This is a genomic window from Desulfobacter postgatei 2ac9, assembly GCF_000233695.2.
In the GTDB taxonomy this organism is placed as follows: Bacteria; Desulfobacterota; Desulfobacteria; order Desulfobacterales; family Desulfobacteraceae; genus Desulfobacter; species Desulfobacter postgatei.
Genome location: NZ_CM001488.1, coordinates 2,517,558 through 2,535,843, shown reverse-complemented (window position 1 = coordinate 2,535,843; position 18,286 = coordinate 2,517,558). Strand labels below are relative to the sequence as shown.

General features: G+C 51.3%; 10 protein-coding genes. 1 reads left to right on the top strand and 9 read right to left on the bottom strand.

Annotation, left to right across the window (positions count from 1 at the left end):
- Positions 1–81: 81 nt before the first annotated feature.
- Positions 82–3,795, top strand: coding sequence for an SIS domain-containing protein (locus tag DESPODRAFT_RS11530; protein ID WP_004073681.1), 3,714 nt, complete (start codon positions 82–84; stop codon positions 3,793–3,795).
- 157 nt (positions 3,796–3,952) lie between these two features.
- Here the strand turns inward: DESPODRAFT_RS11530 and DESPODRAFT_RS11525 are convergent, their stop codons facing one another.
- The 9 genes from DESPODRAFT_RS11525 to DESPODRAFT_RS11485 all read right to left on the bottom strand — a co-directional run bounded on the left by DESPODRAFT_RS11525 (position 3,953) and on the right by DESPODRAFT_RS11485 (position 18,274).
- Complete coding sequence (locus DESPODRAFT_RS11525; protein WP_004073680.1) at positions 3,953–7,294, bottom strand: Swt1 family HEPN domain-containing protein; 3,342 nt, start codon at positions 7,292–7,294, stop codon at positions 3,953–3,955.
- A gap of 11 nt (positions 7,295–7,305) precedes the next feature.
- Complete coding sequence (locus tag DESPODRAFT_RS11520) at positions 7,306–10,188, bottom strand: DUF1156 domain-containing protein (RefSeq protein ID WP_004073679.1); 2,883 nt, start codon at positions 10,186–10,188, stop codon at positions 7,306–7,308.
- Positions 10,189–10,197: 9 nt separating this feature from the next.
- A complete protein-coding gene (locus DESPODRAFT_RS11515) occupies positions 10,198–11,109 on the bottom strand; it encodes an Abi family protein (protein ID WP_040016337.1) in 912 nt (303 codons plus the stop codon).
- Between the two features lie 145 nt (positions 11,110–11,254).
- Positions 11,255–14,845 carry a DUF8742 domain-containing protein gene (locus tag DESPODRAFT_RS11510; RefSeq protein ID WP_004073676.1) on the bottom strand — a complete coding sequence of 1,197 codons (3,591 nt, stop codon included), beginning with the start codon at positions 14,843–14,845 and terminating at the stop codon, positions 11,255–11,257.
- Between the two features lie 94 nt (positions 14,846–14,939).
- Positions 14,940–15,707 carry a ComFC family protein gene (locus DESPODRAFT_RS11505; RefSeq protein WP_004073675.1) on the bottom strand — a complete coding sequence of 256 codons (768 nt, stop codon included), beginning with the start codon at positions 15,705–15,707 and terminating at the stop codon, positions 14,940–14,942.
- A complete protein-coding gene (gene rlmB, locus DESPODRAFT_RS11500; RefSeq protein ID WP_004073674.1) occupies positions 15,704–16,534 on the bottom strand; it encodes a 23S rRNA (guanosine(2251)-2'-O)-methyltransferase RlmB in 831 nt (276 codons plus the stop codon). The genes DESPODRAFT_RS11505 and rlmB overlap by 4 nt, the downstream gene beginning before the upstream one ends.
- A complete protein-coding gene (gene gmk, locus DESPODRAFT_RS11495; protein ID WP_004073673.1) occupies positions 16,534–17,094 on the bottom strand; it encodes a guanylate kinase in 561 nt (186 codons plus the stop codon). The genes rlmB and gmk overlap by 1 nt, the downstream gene beginning before the upstream one ends.
- 3 nt (positions 17,095–17,097) lie before the next feature.
- Entirely contained in the window at positions 17,098–17,370 is a 273-nt protein-coding gene (locus tag DESPODRAFT_RS11490) for a DUF370 domain-containing protein (RefSeq protein WP_004073672.1), read from the bottom strand.
- Between the two features lie 19 nt (positions 17,371–17,389).
- Entirely contained in the window at positions 17,390–18,274 is an 885-nt protein-coding gene (locus tag DESPODRAFT_RS11485) for a YicC/YloC family endoribonuclease (RefSeq protein WP_004073671.1), read from the bottom strand.
- Between the last annotated feature and the right edge of the window lie 12 nt (positions 18,275–18,286).

Genomic DNA, 18,286 nt, shown 5'->3' with positions numbered 1-18,286 from the left:
ATTTAGTTTTATATATCGGTTGCTTATGGTTTCATTCTTTGTTGTGTCCGTCTAGGACATAGCGCTATATGGAGGATACATATGAAATGGCAGGACAATCTTTCAGCACAACTTTTTAATTATCTTAAAGACATTGCAAAAATAAATGTAGACATGGGCAAACCATTGTCATCGGTGAAGGAAAACACCCTACTTTTTTTTCCCGACACCGGCTGCACCCTGGGCTGCGGGATCTGTGCCCTTGTGGCATTTAAAGGGCCTGCCTGTGAAAATGATCTGGATTCCTTGTCCAAGGGCATTGAAACCCTTTCACAAAATCGTCTTGGCCCGCTCTCCAAAGGCAACCCCCCCATGGTTTCAGAAAATTATCTGGGCGGCGCAGACTTTTTATCCACCCTGTTTGACCATGCCCAGAACCTTAAACAGGAAACGAGTTTTGCCTCCCTGTTTTATAACCGGGAAAAAACCCGCAAATTGTCAGGCATTGCTCAGGATATTGAAAAAATTCTTACGAATGAAGTCCGGGATTTCAAATCTGCGACTGCGGGCTTATCCACGCCCGAGGCGGAGATTGCCTCAAATTATATTGACCTGCTCAAGGATATCGTCTGGTGCCTGAAAAAAGAGATTATTGACAATATTGAGGCCATTGCGAATCTGGCCCCGGGCATAGAGAAACAAAACAATCCGTCAGGGATAGCGCTTTTTAAGCGGATCAATGCCGTACTCAACAGCCTTGACCGCCTGGAGGTCAGAGGACGGGATTCGGCAGGCATTTCAGTGCTGTGCACCCTGGATGAAAAAGAATTTTCAAAATATAAAAGAGTTCTTGAAAAAAGTGGGCTCGACAAAGATTTGGAAAACAGAAGCAACCGACAAATCCTGTCAAACAACACCATCTCAGTTAATGAAGTTAGCGGCCCAGGTTCCCAGAACCGTATTACCATCTGTTTTGTATACAAATTTGCCGCAGAGATAGGTGCCCTTGGCGACAACATCGCCTTTATCAGGAATCAGATTAAAAAAGATCCCATACTCCAGGCTCTTGCCGAATTTTCACCCTTGACGTCATCGGTCTCGGCCCATACAAGATGGGCATCCATAGGTGATATAACCGAAGCCAACTGCCATCCTTTGGACAATGCATCCACAGATACCAGGATACCCCGAAGCGGTATCATCCATGTCTGCCTTAACGGGGATATTGACAACTACCTGGAACTGAAAACCGAATACGAGGCCCGGTACGATAAAATTCATCCCCAGATCACCACGGACACCAAATTGATTCCGCTGCAGATTGAACACCATCTGAAAACGGGCGCACCCATTGAAGAGGCTTTCCGCCTGGCGGTCAATGAATTCGAGGGGTCCCACGCCATTTCCATGCACACAGATCTTGCCCCGGGCAAATTGTTTCTGGCGCAGAAAGGCAGTGGACAGGCCATTTTTGTGGGGCTTGCCCCGGACCATTACATCGCTGCATCTGAATTGTACGGTGTGGTGGAGGAGACCCGCCACTACATCAAACTCAAGGGGGAAGAAAAGGGACAGATCGTGGTCCTGGACCAGGAGGGTGCCGGTGGTATTGAAGGGGTGCGCTCTTTTTACTATGATAACCAGCCCATCACCCTGACCCGGGATGATGTGCTCGAAAGCCAAATCACCTCCCGGGATATTGACCGCCAGGGGTATAACCACTATTTCCTCAAGGAGATATCTGAATCCCCGCTCTCCGTTGAAAAAACACTGGAAAACAAATTCAAACAAAATCCGGTTTCAGGACTTCTCAATATTAATCTGCACAGGACGATTATCCCGCCGGACCTGGAAGAAGAGTTACGGTCCGGAAAAATTAAAAAAATATTTTTCATCGGCCAGGGGACAGCGGGTATTGCAGCCCAGGGATGTGCGGATCTTCTCACCCATTACCTTGGGGGTAAATCCATTGATATTCGTGCACAGAAAGCATCTGAGCTTTCCGGGTTCAGCATTGGCGGCAAAGGTGAAAATACCAGAGCCATGGAAAACACGCTGGTTGTCGCCATCAGCCAGTCCGGCACCACCACGGACACCAATCGGACCGTGGACATGGTTCGGGCCCACGGTGGCAGGAGCCTTGCCATTGTCAACCGCAGGGATTCAGATCTGACTTTCAAAGTGGACGGGGTATTGTACACCAGTTCCGGCAGGGACATTGAAATGTCCGTGGCCTCCACCAAGGCCTTCTACTCCCAGATCACGGCCGGGGCTGTGCTTGGGCTGCACATAGCCGCCCTGCTCAATGCCAGAAGTGAAAAGTATATCCACGAGCAGATCCGGGCGCTGATGGAACTGCCGGCAAAAATGAAAACCGTGCTTGCCATGGGTAATGAGATCAGGGAATGTGCGGACAAGCTGGCCATCTCCAAAAATTACTGGGCCACAGTAGGGTCAGGTGCCAACAAAACATCTGCTGATGAAATCAGGATCAAACTGTCCGAACTGTGCTACAAAACCATCTCCTCCGATTTTGTTGAAGATAAAAAACACATTGACCTGTCAAGCGAACCACTGATCATTGTCTGTGCTGCCGGCACCCGGGAAAGCGTGCTTGGGGACATCATTAAGGACACAGCCATTTTCCATGCCCACAAAGCCTGTCCCATTGTGATCACGACCCAGGGCGAAGACCGCTTTGATCTATATGCCAAGGCCGTATTCAAGATACCCGAAGTCCAGGAACATTTTGCCCCGATTCTCAATACCCTGGTGGGACATATCTGGGGTTACTATGCAGCGCTTGCCATCAATGCCGGATCAAAATTTTTCTATGAGGCAAGGCTGAAAATAGAAAATATCATTAAAGAGTTCAGGCACATGGGCCATGATGATTACGAGGTGCTTTTAGAAAACAAATTCACGGAAACCGTGGCAGAGTTCTACAACCGGTTTTCCCAAAAAAGGCGCCGGGGAGAATTTCCCGGTGCCATGGGCTTGACCACCGTATCCGATATCACCCTGCTGCTAAAATACCTGTCCGGAAGGCTGCCGGTATCGGATTTTGAAGTGGATTTTGGCGTCAAAGGGACCCCGCCCAATATGCTGTCCACCTTTTTTACCACCATGAACCAGGCCATCAATGTCATGGCCCGGCCTGTGGACGCCATCAAGCACCAGGCCAAAACGGTTACCGTGGGTACCAGCCGGACCAGTGAACGCTTTGAAGGCATTGTATTTGATGCCCTGGCGGAACATAAGATCCAGATTTCTTTGCTTACCAATACCAATGTACTGGTCCTTAAAAACCTGCAGGAAATCATATCCGAAATTAAAGGCGCAGTGCTTTACCGCATCACGGGCTTGAGTCTTTTAGGAAAAGTGACATCCAATACCCGCATTGATGTGGTATCAAAAACAGGCATTCTGACCAATGAAACCTCAAGGGTGGAAACAGATCACCGTCTCAAGGGCACCAAAAACATCATTGTCAGGGAGGGTAACGTATATATCGGCAAGGGCCGGAAAGACAACAGAAGCATTCTTGTGATTCCGGTACTCTCATCTTCGCCCACGTCACCCAACATCATTGAATTTCTTCTGTCTTTGAACATTGCCTTTAAATCCTCAGAAGAAGTCACCCTGCTCAAGAAAATCAAGGCCCTGGGCGGAAAATACACCCGGATCAAGGACTGGGTTCTTGAAAGTAAAAATGTGGCATGGGATGATAAATACCTCAACCTTATGGATATTGAGACCCTGTTCGGGGCCACGGCTGAACGGGCTGTGGCGGAGATTGTTGAAAAACTCAACTGAGTTAGTGCCTGAACCAGCAGTTCTAAATTTGGAGTGGAATCAATAGACATTATATCGATTTTGGCTAAGTTCTTGATTTTATTAGATCCTTAAAAACAATCTTCCCAGTAAAATCAATAGGTTATGAAAAATCGGTATAATGTCTAATTGAAAGAACTTATTCTTTCTCAAATCCCTGGCTGCTAAATTTTAATGCACGGCTGTTTTCAGTGACAATGCGGACCACCTGATCTGATACACCGTCTGGCATTTCAGCGGATATTTCAAGGGTCACAGTAACCTTTGCCCCTATCAGACCGGAAAGATGAGCAATCACCTCTTCTGCGATTTTCCCTGCATCACGGCCGACGCGGGTGGCATCGAGGTTTACGGTTCCAAAAAATCGTTTGGGTTTATCTGAATCACCTTCTGGTTCAGGGTGCAGATCCCCTGGCAATGGCCTTGGAAATTCCCCCCCGCCAGGGCCACTATCTCCACCCAAAGAGATGGGAGAAACTGAGGGGATGGTCTCGGCCTCTATCTGCTTTTGTGCAATTTCCGGTTTGACCAGCAGGCCCTGGGGATTTTCACTTGCCATTGGTACTGTCTGATTTGTCCGCAACCCCCGATATCTTTTTTCAGTCTCATCAAAACTCTCGGCATAGGCAAATGAATCTTTGAACCAGGTGCTCAGTGACAGGCCGGATTGGATGGCAGATATCAATACAGCCGGATTTTTCAGCCGCGGCAGATAAGGATACCTTGAAAAATCTTCAATTATCTGCCTGACAGAGACATGATTTCCCCCTCGCCAGAGGGGTATTCGGTCCATCTCCATGCGCAGCAGTGTGGGTGCATAACTTGTGATCATCAATTCGTCATTTTGCAGTTTCTTGCCGGCCCTGACGGCGAGGGCATCCAGGCCAGTCAGACGGAACGCCTGCCACTCTATCATTGCTGCAGGGTCCTTTTGTACCGGTACTAAGAGCCACTGGTATGTTTCAGGCAGGCGGGCCTTTACAGCCCCGTCCGCAGCTGTTTTTTGAGCCTGGGCCTGTTTTACCTGCTGGGGATCAAGATTCAACTGGGTTGCTTCGGCCAGGATCGATTCCCAGGCAAGATATTTTCTGACCGCCTCATCCAGGTCCTGCAGCCGGGTTTTATCTGCAGCCATAAAAATAAGGGAATTCCGGTGCAGCCTGGGGGTGTTGCCGCGGGATTCGAATATGGATTTTGCCGCAAGTTCTGCTTTGCTCGCCGATTCTCTGCCATAGGGAGTTTCAATCCCCAGCATCACCAGCCGGACTTCCGGATCATCGGGCACATCCTGGCCCGAGGAGGGCATGGGGTGAATGCGGGAAAAATCCCCCATGGTTTTAAGATCCTCCCGCAGCCTAAGATTCAGCTCATGAATCATTTTATCCGGATCCCGTTTGAGCTGTTCAGCCCGGTCATCAGCCAGTTTGGTCACGGTGGGCTGGGTTGAATACCAGTACCGGGGTCCATCCTGGTACAGATAAGTTCCCACTGATGCCAGACGCCGCAGGGCATCGCCAAATATAGCCGGTGTTTCACCTGGGATAACACATCCCAGCTTGATGCGACGATCCTCAATCCCCCGGTGGGCTGCCTTGGTCAGGGGGGCCGATCCCATGTAAATGGCTCGTGCCACTCTTCTGCAGGCTGCAAATTTGCCCAGGTTCGGCACATCCCCATCCATCTGCAACGGCAGGGCGTTGGGGCCATCCACATCCTTTTCAATAACCGGTACCCAGTTGTCTGAAAGATACCGGGTCAATTCAAACTGGACCCGCGGGTCGTCAATGGGAATATTGGCCGGCATGATCAATGGATTTTTATCCCCCTTTTCCCACAGGCTGTGAATCACGGCTGCCATAAGCCGCAAAACACCCCGGGTTCTCTGAAATTTCACCAGGGTGGACCAGTCAGTATAGAGGCGGTCAAAAATTTCCGGATGGATGGGATAGGCTGCCTTGATCCGTTTTTCATAATCAGCATCCCGGCTTTCAGGCGGAAATTCCGCAGACTGGGCACGATAAAAATCACTGAAATTTCTGGCCACCACATCCCGGTCCTTGAACTGGTCCGGATCTGTCATGGGCTCGAACAGCCTACGCCGGACAATTTCAAACCCCTCTTCTGCACTGGCCGGCCGCCAGGAGGACTCCACACGGCCCACCACATTGCGCAGACGATCCAGGGCCTCGCGCCCCCTTTGCCCGCCCACTTCAACATCATCGGCCCGGGTATGGTGGGAACCTGCTGTATCCGATGCCGGGAGACTGATGACCAAAAGGCAGTTACCGGCCAGCTTGGCAGATTCGGTCAGGACCTGGGCAAAGGTGAACTGGGTCTCAAATCCGCCGGCCGGCAGATCACTCTGGTCATGAAGCTGTCGGGCATAGGCCACCCATTCATCAATCAGGATCAGGCAGGGACCATATTCTTGAAACAGCTCGCGCAAAACATCCCCGGGGCTGGTGGCTTTTTCATCATCCGCCTGGATGCGGGCATAGGCTTTTTTACCGCCCAGCTGCCAGGCCATTTCCCCCCAGAGGGTGTGCACCATAGTACCGTCCGGTTTGACACAAGGATTTCCCGGGGAAATCTTATTGCCCACCAGCACCACCCGGCGGGCCGCTGGTACCGTGGCAGCCCCGGCCTCATCCATCACCGCATCAATCCCGGCAAGTGTGGTGGGACTGACCCCTGAAAACAGATGATACAACGCCAGCATGGAATGGGTCTTGCCGCCGCCGAAATTGGTCTGGAGCTGAACCACAGGATCACCCCCCTGACCATTCAAACGCTGAATACCGTCTTTGAGCATGCTTTTCAGACTCTCAGTCAAAAAGGTACGCCGGAAAAACTCAATTGGATCACGGTATTCGTCTGTTCCCTGTCCCAGGTGTACCTGCCAGAGGTCTGCGGCAAACTCAGCCTGCTGATACCGGCCGCTGGCCACATCCTTATGAGGGGTCACGATTTCCCGCCAGGGTTTCAGATTGCCCGTGGCCGCACTTTCCACCACTGTGCCTGCGCTTTTTCGTTTCTCACTGCGCACCTGCTCATCAAACCGCAGGCGCAAAAGCTCCATTTTCATGCGTTCAATATCATCGGCCTCGGGTGCGGAAACTGCGGTTAAAAGCCTTGCGGCAGAATCCAAAGCCCGATAGGTGTTATCGCCGGTAAAGGACTCCTGGTGCGCCCATTTGTTGCGGATATCCCGAAGCTCGCTGACAAGACTTCTTTCCGTATGGCCCAGGGTCAGACGGAAAACCGTGTTCCAGGAATCCCACATGAGTTTGAGCAGCACAGCCACATCCCACTGGGCCATGGAGCCGTCCATATTGATTCGGTCATCAGCCACCATCTGCCGAATTTCCTTTTGCGCCTGACCTTTGTAAATATGTTTAAACTCGCGCTCGGCAAAGGGCCCCAGCCCTTTTTTAAGCGACGCCAGTGCCTTGCCGACGCGTTCGTGGTTGGTAATTGCCATGGGATCTCCTGTCAGAACATTTCAGATTGTTCGTCTTGAGGTTTCTTGTCTTTTTCTTCACCTGCCAGCCGGATAATTTCCGGCCAGCTCTGCACCAGACTATTGTATGCAATGGCCTCATTGGCCCGTTTTTTTCGTTCACAAAGGGTATAAAGGCGGTAGCACAGTTCCCGGGCCGTCTCGGCCTGTGCACCCAGTTTGGCCACAAGCATGGCTGCGGCTGAATCTCCGCCGGTTTCAAGGGCGCGGATGAGCTGATGCACCATTTCCCAGACCGTGAGCCGTTTGTCGGTTTCAGGGTCCCAGCCCTGGGGCAGTTCAGCCGGTGTCAAAAGGCGAACTTTCCCGGATCTGGATACCAGAATCCCGGCCTCCACCATGCCGGACACGCTGGTATTTTTAGATTTGGAAAGCTGCTCTGCGATCCCGTAATCACCTTCAGCAAACCCCATCTGGTCAAACCAGGTCAGGGCCCAGCGGCTGTCTGCATCAAAATCCCCCTCCTGCTCGGCCAGGGCTTCATCCAGGGTCTGGTTGATCAGGGACAGGGCTTCGCGAACCGTAAGAGGGGTGCCTTTGGCATCCAGAACTTTTGAATACCGGGTGTAAACCGCCATGCCCGGACCGATGGCCGCCTGGGCCAGATCCACGGGTGCAATATTACCGCGCTGGAGATGGGCAAGGGCCTGGGGCAATTCGGATTTGAGGGTAGCCACAAAATCCCTGCGGGTGGCAATGGGGGCATCAACATATCGCTTTCGGCAGACTAAGACGATGCTGGAGGCAAGAGCGTTGGTGCCTTGATTAATTTTACGATTCTCACGCTCAGTTCTCATTGGCCAAGTTCCACTGATTGCGAATTCAGCTTTGATAATGGCATCTAAAAAAGTATCCCAACCGGTATTGGTTAGGCCATCTGCACCATCACTCTCAGACTGTTTAAAGGCATAATAAATGGTAACCGGGAAAGCTGGATGTGTCTGAGCTGAGAGCCGGTGCATAACCTGGGACATTCCCTCAAGGAAGAAAGCTTCAGCTTTTTTTTTGCTGCCATGACGGTAAGGTGTGGCCACCAATTCTCTTTCCTTTGGTACAACAAGCGTGGCAAAAAGTTCTGGAAAGGTCAATTTTAGAGAACGGCGTAACCAAACATAAAAAAAATCAGACAAATCAGCATAGCCTATATTGTCATAATAGGGAGGATCTGTGGAGACGATTTTTGTTGCACTAATCGATTGTTTTGAAGCATCTTGTTGCCTTGCCAAGCCTCTTGTGCCATTCGTTGTACCGTTTGAAAGCAATCCAGCAACAACATTTTTCATCATGCTTTCAAATGAGCCGCTTGGACCATTCACTATATTGGCTTCTGCATAATCCCAGGACATAGGTATCGCTTGCCTACCAAAAGTATCTCCGGGGCACTGTACTCCACTCTTAAAAGTACATATCGAGCTCGAACGATTGCTTGTCTTGCTCACTCCAAACCCTAAAAATACTGCCACTGCATCAGCATAGGCCTCAGCCCCATCGCCCAATTTATCCAGTGTTTTGCCATCATCAGACAGACCCGCCTTAACAGCATCCTGTTTTACTTGCTCACGGGCTTCCTGCACCAGATCGGAGAAGGTTGTCAGGGCCACAAGCTGGCGAGGGGTAAAAAGATCGCCGTAAACATCCAATCCATAGTTGGATACATTGACGCGACACTTGCCATACATTGGTGTATCCGGCTTCCATTCAGGTTTTGCGGTCAAAGCAATGGCTTCCATTTCCGGTGTCGGCTTAAGATACACCCGCCCACGCACACCTTCTGCAACAATGGCCATCATTCGTTCCCCCATGCGACCAGCCTGCCCTTCAGACCGGATGTAATCATAGGGCAATGGCGTTCCGGACATCAGACACTTAAATCCTGCCCGTTTGCCTGCCGATGTTCCAAGTTTTACAGCTATATCATCCTCAGGCTTACCCACCTTCACCGCAAACCGATACCCCCCATTTTCAATCACCGGCTCCACATAGGCTTCCTTGCCCTTTTTGGTGGAAAGCATGAAGGTGGAAGCCAGCGGCACATCCACATGGGCAAAGGCCGGGTTGGGACTTTTCACCGTACGGGCCCAGAGCCAGGCAATCACAGTGAGTTTTTTACCGGCATAGGGGTTCAGATCCGGTCTTTTTTTGACCATTTCATCTGTGATTTCAATTTTGGGGTACAGGTGGCCGATGCGTTTTTCCGCCTCATCCCGCATCCATTTCCCATAGTATCTGACATCCTCGGCCAGGCCCTGGGCACCCTTCCAGAGAGACAGGGCCTTTTCTCTCTCGGGTTTATTCTGCCAGTCCGGGTTTACCGGTGGTTTCCCGGCAAATTTGGGCGGGATTTCGATCATGGCCTTGTTGATGAGCACCGCCACGGGATTGAGATCCGAGGCATAACTTTCCAGCCCCAGGCGTTGGGCCTCCAGGGGCAGGGACCCGCCGCCGGCAAAGGGATCATGGAAAGCGGGCAGAACATAGCGGTTAAACAATTCTTCTGCCCTTGGATGATCAGCATGTTGCGCACAGGTGCGGTGCCAGCTCTGCCAGATTTCATCCCTGGCCTTTTGCAGGACCGTCTCGTTGGTGGTATTCTCCCACAACACCAGATCCTCGATAATTTTAAACAGGCGCTGGCGTTCCTTTTCCCGGGCTTTTTCTGTGGGGAACAGGTCTGGATATCCGGACGGATCATCCACCATCTGGGCAAAAATCACAGCCCGGGCTGCGGCCAGGGGGCGTCTGGCCCACCAGAGATGAAGCGTGGACGGATGGCCATGGCGGATGGATTTTTCACGGGCACAAGCCTTGTTAATGGCATCCAAAGGCAAGGCCACTTCAATGAGTTTCTTTTTCATATATTTATTCTATTCTCTTTTATTGGTATCCCACACAGGCAGATCTGTCCAATTTTCATTGAATCCCATGGCTGAAGGTCGAATACCCGGGGAGTCCTGAATCAGTTTTCGCATTCTTTCAGGCCAGGATGTTCCCGGACTGATCAATTTAAGAAAATATCCCAGCATGATCGCAGTGTTTCCAATATACCGTTCGGTTTTCGGGTTAAGCATGGCAGAAAGTGCCCTGGGTGTTCTGGGCAGTTTCATGGTGATGGTCATGCGGCGGTTCCAGAGCCGGCCGTGATGGGCGGTGATATTCCGGATAAACGTCAAATGGTGCATGAATGACTGTAATATGACCTCATCAATGCCATAGGATTTGGCCACACGGTTCCGATCGCTGCGGGTTTTAAGATTCTTAAACCACAAGGAAAGCTGACCAAATGACATGACCTCTGCAGCGGCCCAGATGGGGGGCATGGCAGGATCATCATAGGTCTTGCGGTAATGATCAATAAAAAGCTCGGTGCTTCGGTCTATTTCAGCCTTAAGAGAGTCAATCAGGCCTGATTGAATCCGTGTATTATGAATATAGTCTGCATCCAGATAAAAATGGCTGCCATAACAGACTCCCAGTTCATTGGCAAAATGAGCCCGCAGGGAGACTTCCACCCGTTCAATGGCTTCAAGGATGAGGAGGCGAAATTTTCTGTCAAAAATATAGAGATCAAGAACATTGTCAAAGGATGTGCCTGCTTTAAAATGATGGTCTTTCCCATTATCCCCCTTTTCAAAAGGAATCCAATAACCGCGAAGGCGGAAATAACTGATATGGGAGAGATAGCGGGCAGTCCGGGCAGGATCGGGTATGGTCATTCCCCGGGACGTCAGCAAATTGATCTGGTCGTCAATGGTCAGCGGGGGCTTGGTATATTTCACGCCTTCCCCCAAAAATAAGTAACCCGCCGGGGTGCGCATTCGGGGTCAAGACCCCAGGAGGCGTGGCGGGTGTTATTCAGATTCAGTATTGAGGTTACAATAACACCCAACAATCCCATTGTCATCATTTTTTTTATCATGATAATCATGATGGATTGTCCGCCCGGGCCAGAAGTTCAGCAAAAGCATAGTTGACGCTGGTCACGCCAAAATCAGGCTCCCGCTGGAAGGGCTGGCGCAGATAATGGACCTTGTGCTCATCGTTCCCCATGAATTCCACAATGGCCAGAATAAAATCATCGGGTTTGTTCAGGGAATAAAGAATTTCGTTGCGGGTAACGGTCAGCGCCTGTGCCCCGGTGATGCGGCCTTTAACCTCAATAAACCGCAGCTTGCCGGTATTGGGGATACGGCTTTCAATGTCGTAGCCCAGTTTTTCCGTTTCCCGGTCAATGGGGTCAAAACCGAGGCTGCGCTCAATATCCATGATCACGGATCGTGCTTTGGCAGCAGCCGCCTGGGTATCCCTGGCCCGGCTTATGGTTTCCGGAGTTTCTTCTGTGTGACCGGTCATGTTGCGGATCAGTCCTGAAGGAATGATCAAAAGCCCTCCCATCACCACGGGTGGCAAAGGTGAGATCCGGGCTTCCAGCTTGAGTTCTTCAAGCCTTTTCTGCAGGCGGGCCTGCAGGGTATCTGCCCGTTTACGGGCTTCGTTTGAATTCAGGCGGGCATTGACTTTCCCGGCCTGCTCCTGCAGTTTAAGCTGTTCTGACCGGTGATCCCAATAGGTGATTTCCTTTGTGAGCCGCTCTTTGACGGCCGCCTCTGTTTTGCCGATCAGGGCAATCCGCCCTTGTTTTACTTCTGCCAAATGCTCGGGGACCACATGGGTAATGGCATACCCTTGGGCCTTGTGTTCAAGTTCCCGGTCGATCCAGCCGCATTCAGGTCTTGAAAGAAGATCCTCAACGGAAGGCTCTCCCTCTTTTAAAGGCCTGAAATCAAGATAGGGTGCATAATGCATATGCCGGCTGTGACCATCCGCGTCCAGTTCCACATAAAGCATCTGTTTTGAAATAATGCGGCGGTCCCCGGATCGGGTGGTGCCGGCATCCTGGATGGCATGCGCCAGATAAAAAAGGACCCGGGGACAGGTGCCTGCATCATGGTCATCGACCAGGACAGCCCCCCGTTTAAGAAGATCCTTGTGCCGTTCCAGTGTCAGATCTGTTACTGCATCCAGAAGCGGGTGCCCGGGACATACAAATGCCGCAAGGGGCTGGCCCTGGGGATTGATCAATTCTTTTTCAAAGGTGATCCGCTCATATCGGGAAAGAACCGGCTCACCCATGCCGACCAGACGGTCCCGGTTCCGGATGACGGCAGGCACATGGGTAATTTCATACCGCCGGGGTTCCCGTTGCCGGTCAGTTCCGCCAAGTTTCTGGAATGCCTCCCTAAAAAAGGATTCAATATAATGGGGTTGCAGACGCCTGGCATCGGCTCTCTCCATGTCTTCGCGTACCCTTCGAATTCTGCCGGCATCCATGGCATCATGGGCCAGGGCCCGTTCATCAAGGAGGTCTCGCAATTGTTCCCGGTCCAGGGCATGGTCCAGAACAGTGGTTAAATAGGTCATCACCTCAGGCTGTTCTCCATACCGGATGGCCTGGATCAGCAGATCTCGCAAGGGTTTCCCTTCGAACTGCAGTTTGCCCAGGACATCAAATACCTGGCCGCCAAGGGATTGGCGGGCCTGCTCCAGTTTGTCCAGAAGCTTACGATAGACATCGCCCTCTCTGGTTTCTTCAGCCACAAGGTTCCATAAATGGCAGACTTCAGTCTGGCCGATACGGTGGATCCGGCCGAATCGCTGTTCAATCCGGTTGGGGTTCCAGGGCAGGTCATAATTGATCATCAAGTGGGCGCGCTGTAAGTTGATGCCCTCGCCTGCAGCATCAGTGGCAAGCAGGACCTGGACTTTTGGATCATGCCGGAAGGCTTCCTGTATTTTCAGGCGTTCCTCGCGGCCAATCGTACCATGAATGACAACAACGGCGGATTCTCTTCCCAGCAGAGCCGTGATTCTATTTTCCAGATAGTTAAGCGTGTCCCGGTGTTCGGTAAAAATAACCAGTTTCTGATGAACAGAAGCCTTGTGAGGTGGAATAGGCCGGGCACCATAAGGTTTAACCTCTTCAAGCACTGCATCTTCTGTAGTCCGGATCGTAAAAATTTCATGTAAAAGGCTTGCCAGTTGCAGCCATTTTGTATCAGCACCGCTGTTTCTGACGTTGAGGGCAATGGATTCAATATGCCGGAGCGTCCGGATCTCGGCCTTCAGCTCCTGGAGCGATCGTGCGGCTGTGGCCTGGTCAAGGATTTCTGCTTCTGCGACTTCGACCTCATCATCCGGTGCATCCTCAAGATCCTCCACCTCTTCTGCATCCAGGATCGGCAACAGGTCAGAAAGGATGCTCCCGGTTCTGCCGGCACGCTCGAGCACTTCCAATTCCCTCAAACGGCTTTCAAGCCTTTCCCTTCTGCGCCGAAGCGATTGATGAATGGCCTCGGGAGAAGATGCAAGACGGCGTTGGAGAATGGTTAAAGCAAATCCGACTGTTCCTCTCCGGCCGCCGTTTTCAACTGCTTCCACCCGGTTGAACTCTTCGCGGACATATTCAGTAACTGCCTTATAGAGAGACGCTTCTTCATCGGAAAGCCGGTAGGGAACCGTATAGGCAATACGTTCAGGAAACAGTGGTGTGCCATCAAATTTGAGAAGATTTTCCTTGACCATGCGCCGCATGAGATCAGACACATCGGCAGAATGAACACCATCCCGGAAACGTCCTTCAAAGCGATCCCCATCTATCAATGCCATGAATAACTGAAAATCAATCTCTTTTCCATTGTGCGGGGTCGCAGTCATTAATAAAAAATGCCGGGTAAGGCTTGATAAAAGCTGCCCAAGCCGATAGCGCTTGGTGTATTTTGCCTCTGTTCCAAATACCGTTGCTGACATTTTATGCGCCTCGTCACAGACGACCAAATCCCATTGACAATCCTGGGCCTTTAGTTTCTGCTGAACATCTTCATTGCGCGAGAGCTTATCCAGGCGGGCAATGACCAGGTTCGTTTCAAGAAACCAGTTGCCGGTGCGGGCGGCTTCAAATTTATCATTGGTCAATATTTCAAACGGCAGGGAGAATCGACGGTAAAGTTCATCCTGCCATTGTTCAGCAAGACTGCCCGGACAGACGATCAGGCAGCGTTGAAGATCTCCCCGCGCGATCAGTTCTTTAATCAGAAGCCCCGCCATGATGGTTTTCCCGGCACCCGGGTCATCGGCCAGAAGAAAGCGTAGCGGCTGCCTGGGAAGCATTTCTCCATAAACAGCAGTAATCTGGTGGGGTAAGGGATCGACCAGAGAGGTATGAACCGCCAGAACCGGATCAAAAAGATGGGCAAGATTGATACGGTGCGCCTCTGAAACAAGCCGGAACATGGCCCCGTCTCCATCGAAACCCCATGGACGCCCTTGTTCGACCAGATCAAGTCGTTGTTCATCGCTGCGATAGACCAGTTCATTTGCCACCCTGCCATTTGGTGTTTTATAGGTCAGTTCCAAGGCTTCGGAACCATACCATTGAATATTGACTACAGTTACCAGACTATCGGGTAAAAGCCCTCGCAATGAGGCATTGGGTTTAAGGTCTTCGAGTCGAATCATATAGAGCCTTTGAAAGCATTATAGAAATAAATTCAAATTATTACAGTGCTATTTTTTTTTACCTTCCTTCAATTAAAAACAGCTCAAACCCCAATTAAGCCCTGGCCAGAACAAGGGCAGACACACCGGCAGCCCCTGCATTCATAAGGGTCTGGGCCGCGGCATTGCAGGTGGCTCCTGTGGTAAACACATCATCTACTAAAAGGATATTTTTACCTTGGATATAGTCCGGCTTAGGACAGGCAAAGGCCTGGGTAAGATTATTTTTCCGGGCTTTATGGTCTAAGCCGGTCTGGCTGACCGTTGCCCTGACCCGGGCAAGGCAGCGGATGTCAATGCACCATGGCGCCGGCCGGCCATAGGCATCCCTGTACAACCGGGGAAAATTCCGGACAAGCAAATAGGACTGGTTGAATCCGCGCTTTTTAGCCTTTGAGACATGGAGGGGAATGGGCACAATCAAATGAAAACCATTCATGTCAAAATGGGTGGCAAAGGCCTGGAACAGGTGACGTTCAAAGGGACGGGCCAGACTGAGCTTTGACTGGTATTTGAACAACCCCAGGGCCTTTTGTATTAACTCCTTATAGATAAATGCAGCCCGGACACTCTCCATCACCATGGGTGTTTTCAAACATGCTTCACACAGGTGATCAGGTCCGGATTCAAAACAATGGCCGCAGGCAGGGCAAAAAGGGTGATCAAATACCGGTAAAACCTCTCCCAGACATCTGTGGCAGAAACACTTGCTTAACGGGTTGTCAGCGTTTTTTTTAATATATTTGCCGCATCCCAGGCATTTGTCCGGAAACACCAGTGCACAAACCCCTGCCCCGGTGGCTTTGACCAGTTTTTTTATCATCCGAAATTGATGCCCAGACGCTGACGCCGGGCCTCAAACATGGCAATGCCGCCTGCCACGGATGCATTCAGAGAAGTAATACGGGTCTCCATGGGAATGGACAGGATAAAATCACACGCTTTTATAACCCCGGGCCGCAGCCCGGTGTGCTCGCCTCCCACCACAAGGGCCAGGTTGCCGGTCAGGTCTGCGTCAAAAAGACCTTTATCGCCACCGGCATCCAGACCGGACACCCATGCCCCATATTTTTTAAGGTCATGAATGAGAATCGACAGATTGATGGCTAAAAAAATGGGGGCATGCTCCATGGCCCCGGCTGAACTTCGGGATACTCCGGCGGACGGGAGGGCACAGCGGTCCTTTGGCATCACAATATAATCAACGCCGGCACACAGGGCGGTGCGGATCAACGCACCGGTGTTTTGAGGATCTTCAATACTTTCAAGAATAAGAATAAAAAACGGCTCTGTCCGACCTTCAATCAGTTTGAGCAGCGCAGAGACTGATTGGACCGGAAAGGAAGAGACTCTGGCGGCAATGCCCTGGTGACGGCCAAATCCGGCCAACCGGTCCAACTCCTCACCGGAAAGGGTTTGGACAGCCACCTGTTTTTCCCCGGCCAGATCTGCCACGGCCTGTAACCGTTTATCAGAGCGGTTCTCATATACCATGATGGATTCAAATTTACGGCGGCCGGCCTTCAGGGCTTCAAATACCGAATGGTATCCGTAAAGAATCTCTTTATCCCCGGGATTTCGAGGTTCACTTTTTCCTCCCTGGCCGCGGGGTTTGCGCCTCCGGCCGGGGGAAGCTGATTTGCCGGCCATCAGCCTACCGTTTCCTGTTTAACAATGGCGATAAGTTCGGCAACCGCCTCATCCAGCACATCATTGACCACCACATGGGTATAAAAGGATTTCTGGGCAATTTCCCCTATTGCATTCTCCAGGCGCGTGCGGATCACCTCTTCGGTATCGGTTCCCCTCCCCCGCAACCGCTGTTCAAGCACATCTAAAGACGGGGCCATGATGAATATGGAAACTGAATCCAAGCCGAAATCCATAATCTGACGCCCTCCCTGGACGTCAATATCCAATAGAACGCTTTGCCCTGCGGCAAGCTGTTCTTGAACAAAAGCGCCGGAGGTGCCGTAGCAATTGCCGTGGACCTGTGCCCATTCCAGCATCTGGCCGGATTCCACCATTTCCATGAATTGAGCCTTATCCGTAAAAAAATAATCTTTTCCGTGAACCTCCCCCTTCCGGGGGGCGCGGGTGGTGTGGGAAATGGAATATACCAGGTCCGGACACCGCTTCAAAAGTTCTTTAACAAGGGTTGTCTTGCCGACACCCGAGGGTGCAGAAACAATAAAAAGTTTTGCCGCCATGCCCTATTCCTCCTGGGGTGCGCCGGGGTTTTGGATCAGTGCCTCAAAGCGTGAGGAAACCGTCTCCGCCTGAATCGCGGACAGAATCACGTGGTTGGAATCCGTCACGATGATGGCCCGTGTCTTTCTGCCATGGGTCACGTCAATGAGACGCCGATCCTCCCGGGCTTCATCCTTGACCCGCTTCATGGGCGACGAGTTCGGGGATAAAATAGCCACCACCCGTTCTGCCACCACCGTATTGCCAAAACCAATGTTCAAAAGTGGCTGTTCCATAGGTTTCCTCTTCTCAATTCTACTCAATATTCTGGACCTGCTCCCGGATCTTTTCCAGCTCGGATTTCAGGTCTACCACAGCATGGGACAAGGCTGCATTACCGGCTTTGGAACCAATGGTGTTAAATTCCCGGTTAAACTCCTGGATCAGAAAATTGAGCTTTCTGCCCTGGGACTCATTTTCATCCATGACCTCCCGGAACATTTTAATGTGGCTGTGCACCCGGACAATCTCCTCGGATACATCACTTTTGTCCGCAAGAAGAGCTGTTTCCTGGGCCAGGCGGACCGGATCAAAAAAATCCCCGTCCTCGGCAGTCAGCACGGCCAGGCGTTCCTTAAGCCGGGCCTTGTAAACTTCAGGTATGGTTCTGGCCTGTTCTTCAATACCTGCCATGCGCTGCTCAATGTCGGAAATACGACGGGTTAAATCCTGGTACAGGTTGTCCCCCTCGCTCTTTCGCATGCGGTCAATTGCCTGCGCCGCAGCCCGGGTCGTTTCACACAGCGCGGAACGAAGAAGCGCCATGTTGACTTCAGGCTTTGCAGCCACAATGACTTGCTTGGCGCCGAGCACGCTTTCCAAGGCAATGTCACCGGAAAGGCAAAGGCTGTCCCGGACCGTTTTCAGTGCTTTATAATAGGCTTTAGCCTTGATCATGTCCACCTCAAACAGATCCTGGTCCAGGGACTGGTCCGTAAGAGTTGCCCGGATCTCTATTCTGCCCCGGGTATGCAACTGCCCCATGATTTTTTTAATCTCATCTTCAAAGCCCTGGCAGGTTTCGGGCAGATAGATCGAAAAATCAAGAGAACGGGAATTATAGGCGCGAACGGTCATCTCTACAGTCAGGGTATCCAGAGTATGTGACACTTTGGCAAAAGCAGTCATGCTTTTTATCATACAATCATCCTT

Bases quoted from the DNA above. Each gene is read 5' to 3' on its own strand.
- DESPODRAFT_RS11520 (WP_004073679.1), bottom strand. From the start codon at position 10,188: ATGAAAAAGAAACTCATTGAAGTGGCCTTGCCTTTGGATGCCATTAAC.
- DESPODRAFT_RS11530 (WP_004073681.1), top strand. From the start codon at position 82: ATGAAATGGCAGGACAATCTTTCAGCACAACTTTTTAATTATCTTAAA.
- DESPODRAFT_RS11510 (WP_004073676.1), bottom strand. From the start codon at position 14,845: ATGATTCGACTCGAAGACCTTAAACCCAATGCCTCATTGCGAGGGCTT.
- gmk (WP_004073673.1), bottom strand. From the start codon at position 17,094: ATGGCGGCAAAACTTTTTATTGTTTCTGCACCCTCGGGTGTCGGCAAG.
- rlmB (WP_004073674.1), bottom strand. From the start codon at position 16,534: ATGGCCGGCAAATCAGCTTCCCCCGGCCGGAGGCGCAAACCCCGCGGC.
- DESPODRAFT_RS11525 (WP_004073680.1), bottom strand. From the start codon at position 7,294: ATGGCAATTACCAACCACGAACGCGTCGGCAAGGCACTGGCGTCGCTT.
- DESPODRAFT_RS11485 (WP_004073671.1), bottom strand. From the start codon at position 18,274: ATGATAAAAAGCATGACTGCTTTTGCCAAAGTGTCACATACTCTGGAT.
- DESPODRAFT_RS11490 (WP_004073672.1), bottom strand. From the start codon at position 17,370: ATGGAACAGCCACTTTTGAACATTGGTTTTGGCAATACGGTGGTGGCA.
- DESPODRAFT_RS11505 (WP_004073675.1), bottom strand. From the start codon at position 15,707: ATGATAAAAAAACTGGTCAAAGCCACCGGGGCAGGGGTTTGTGCACTG.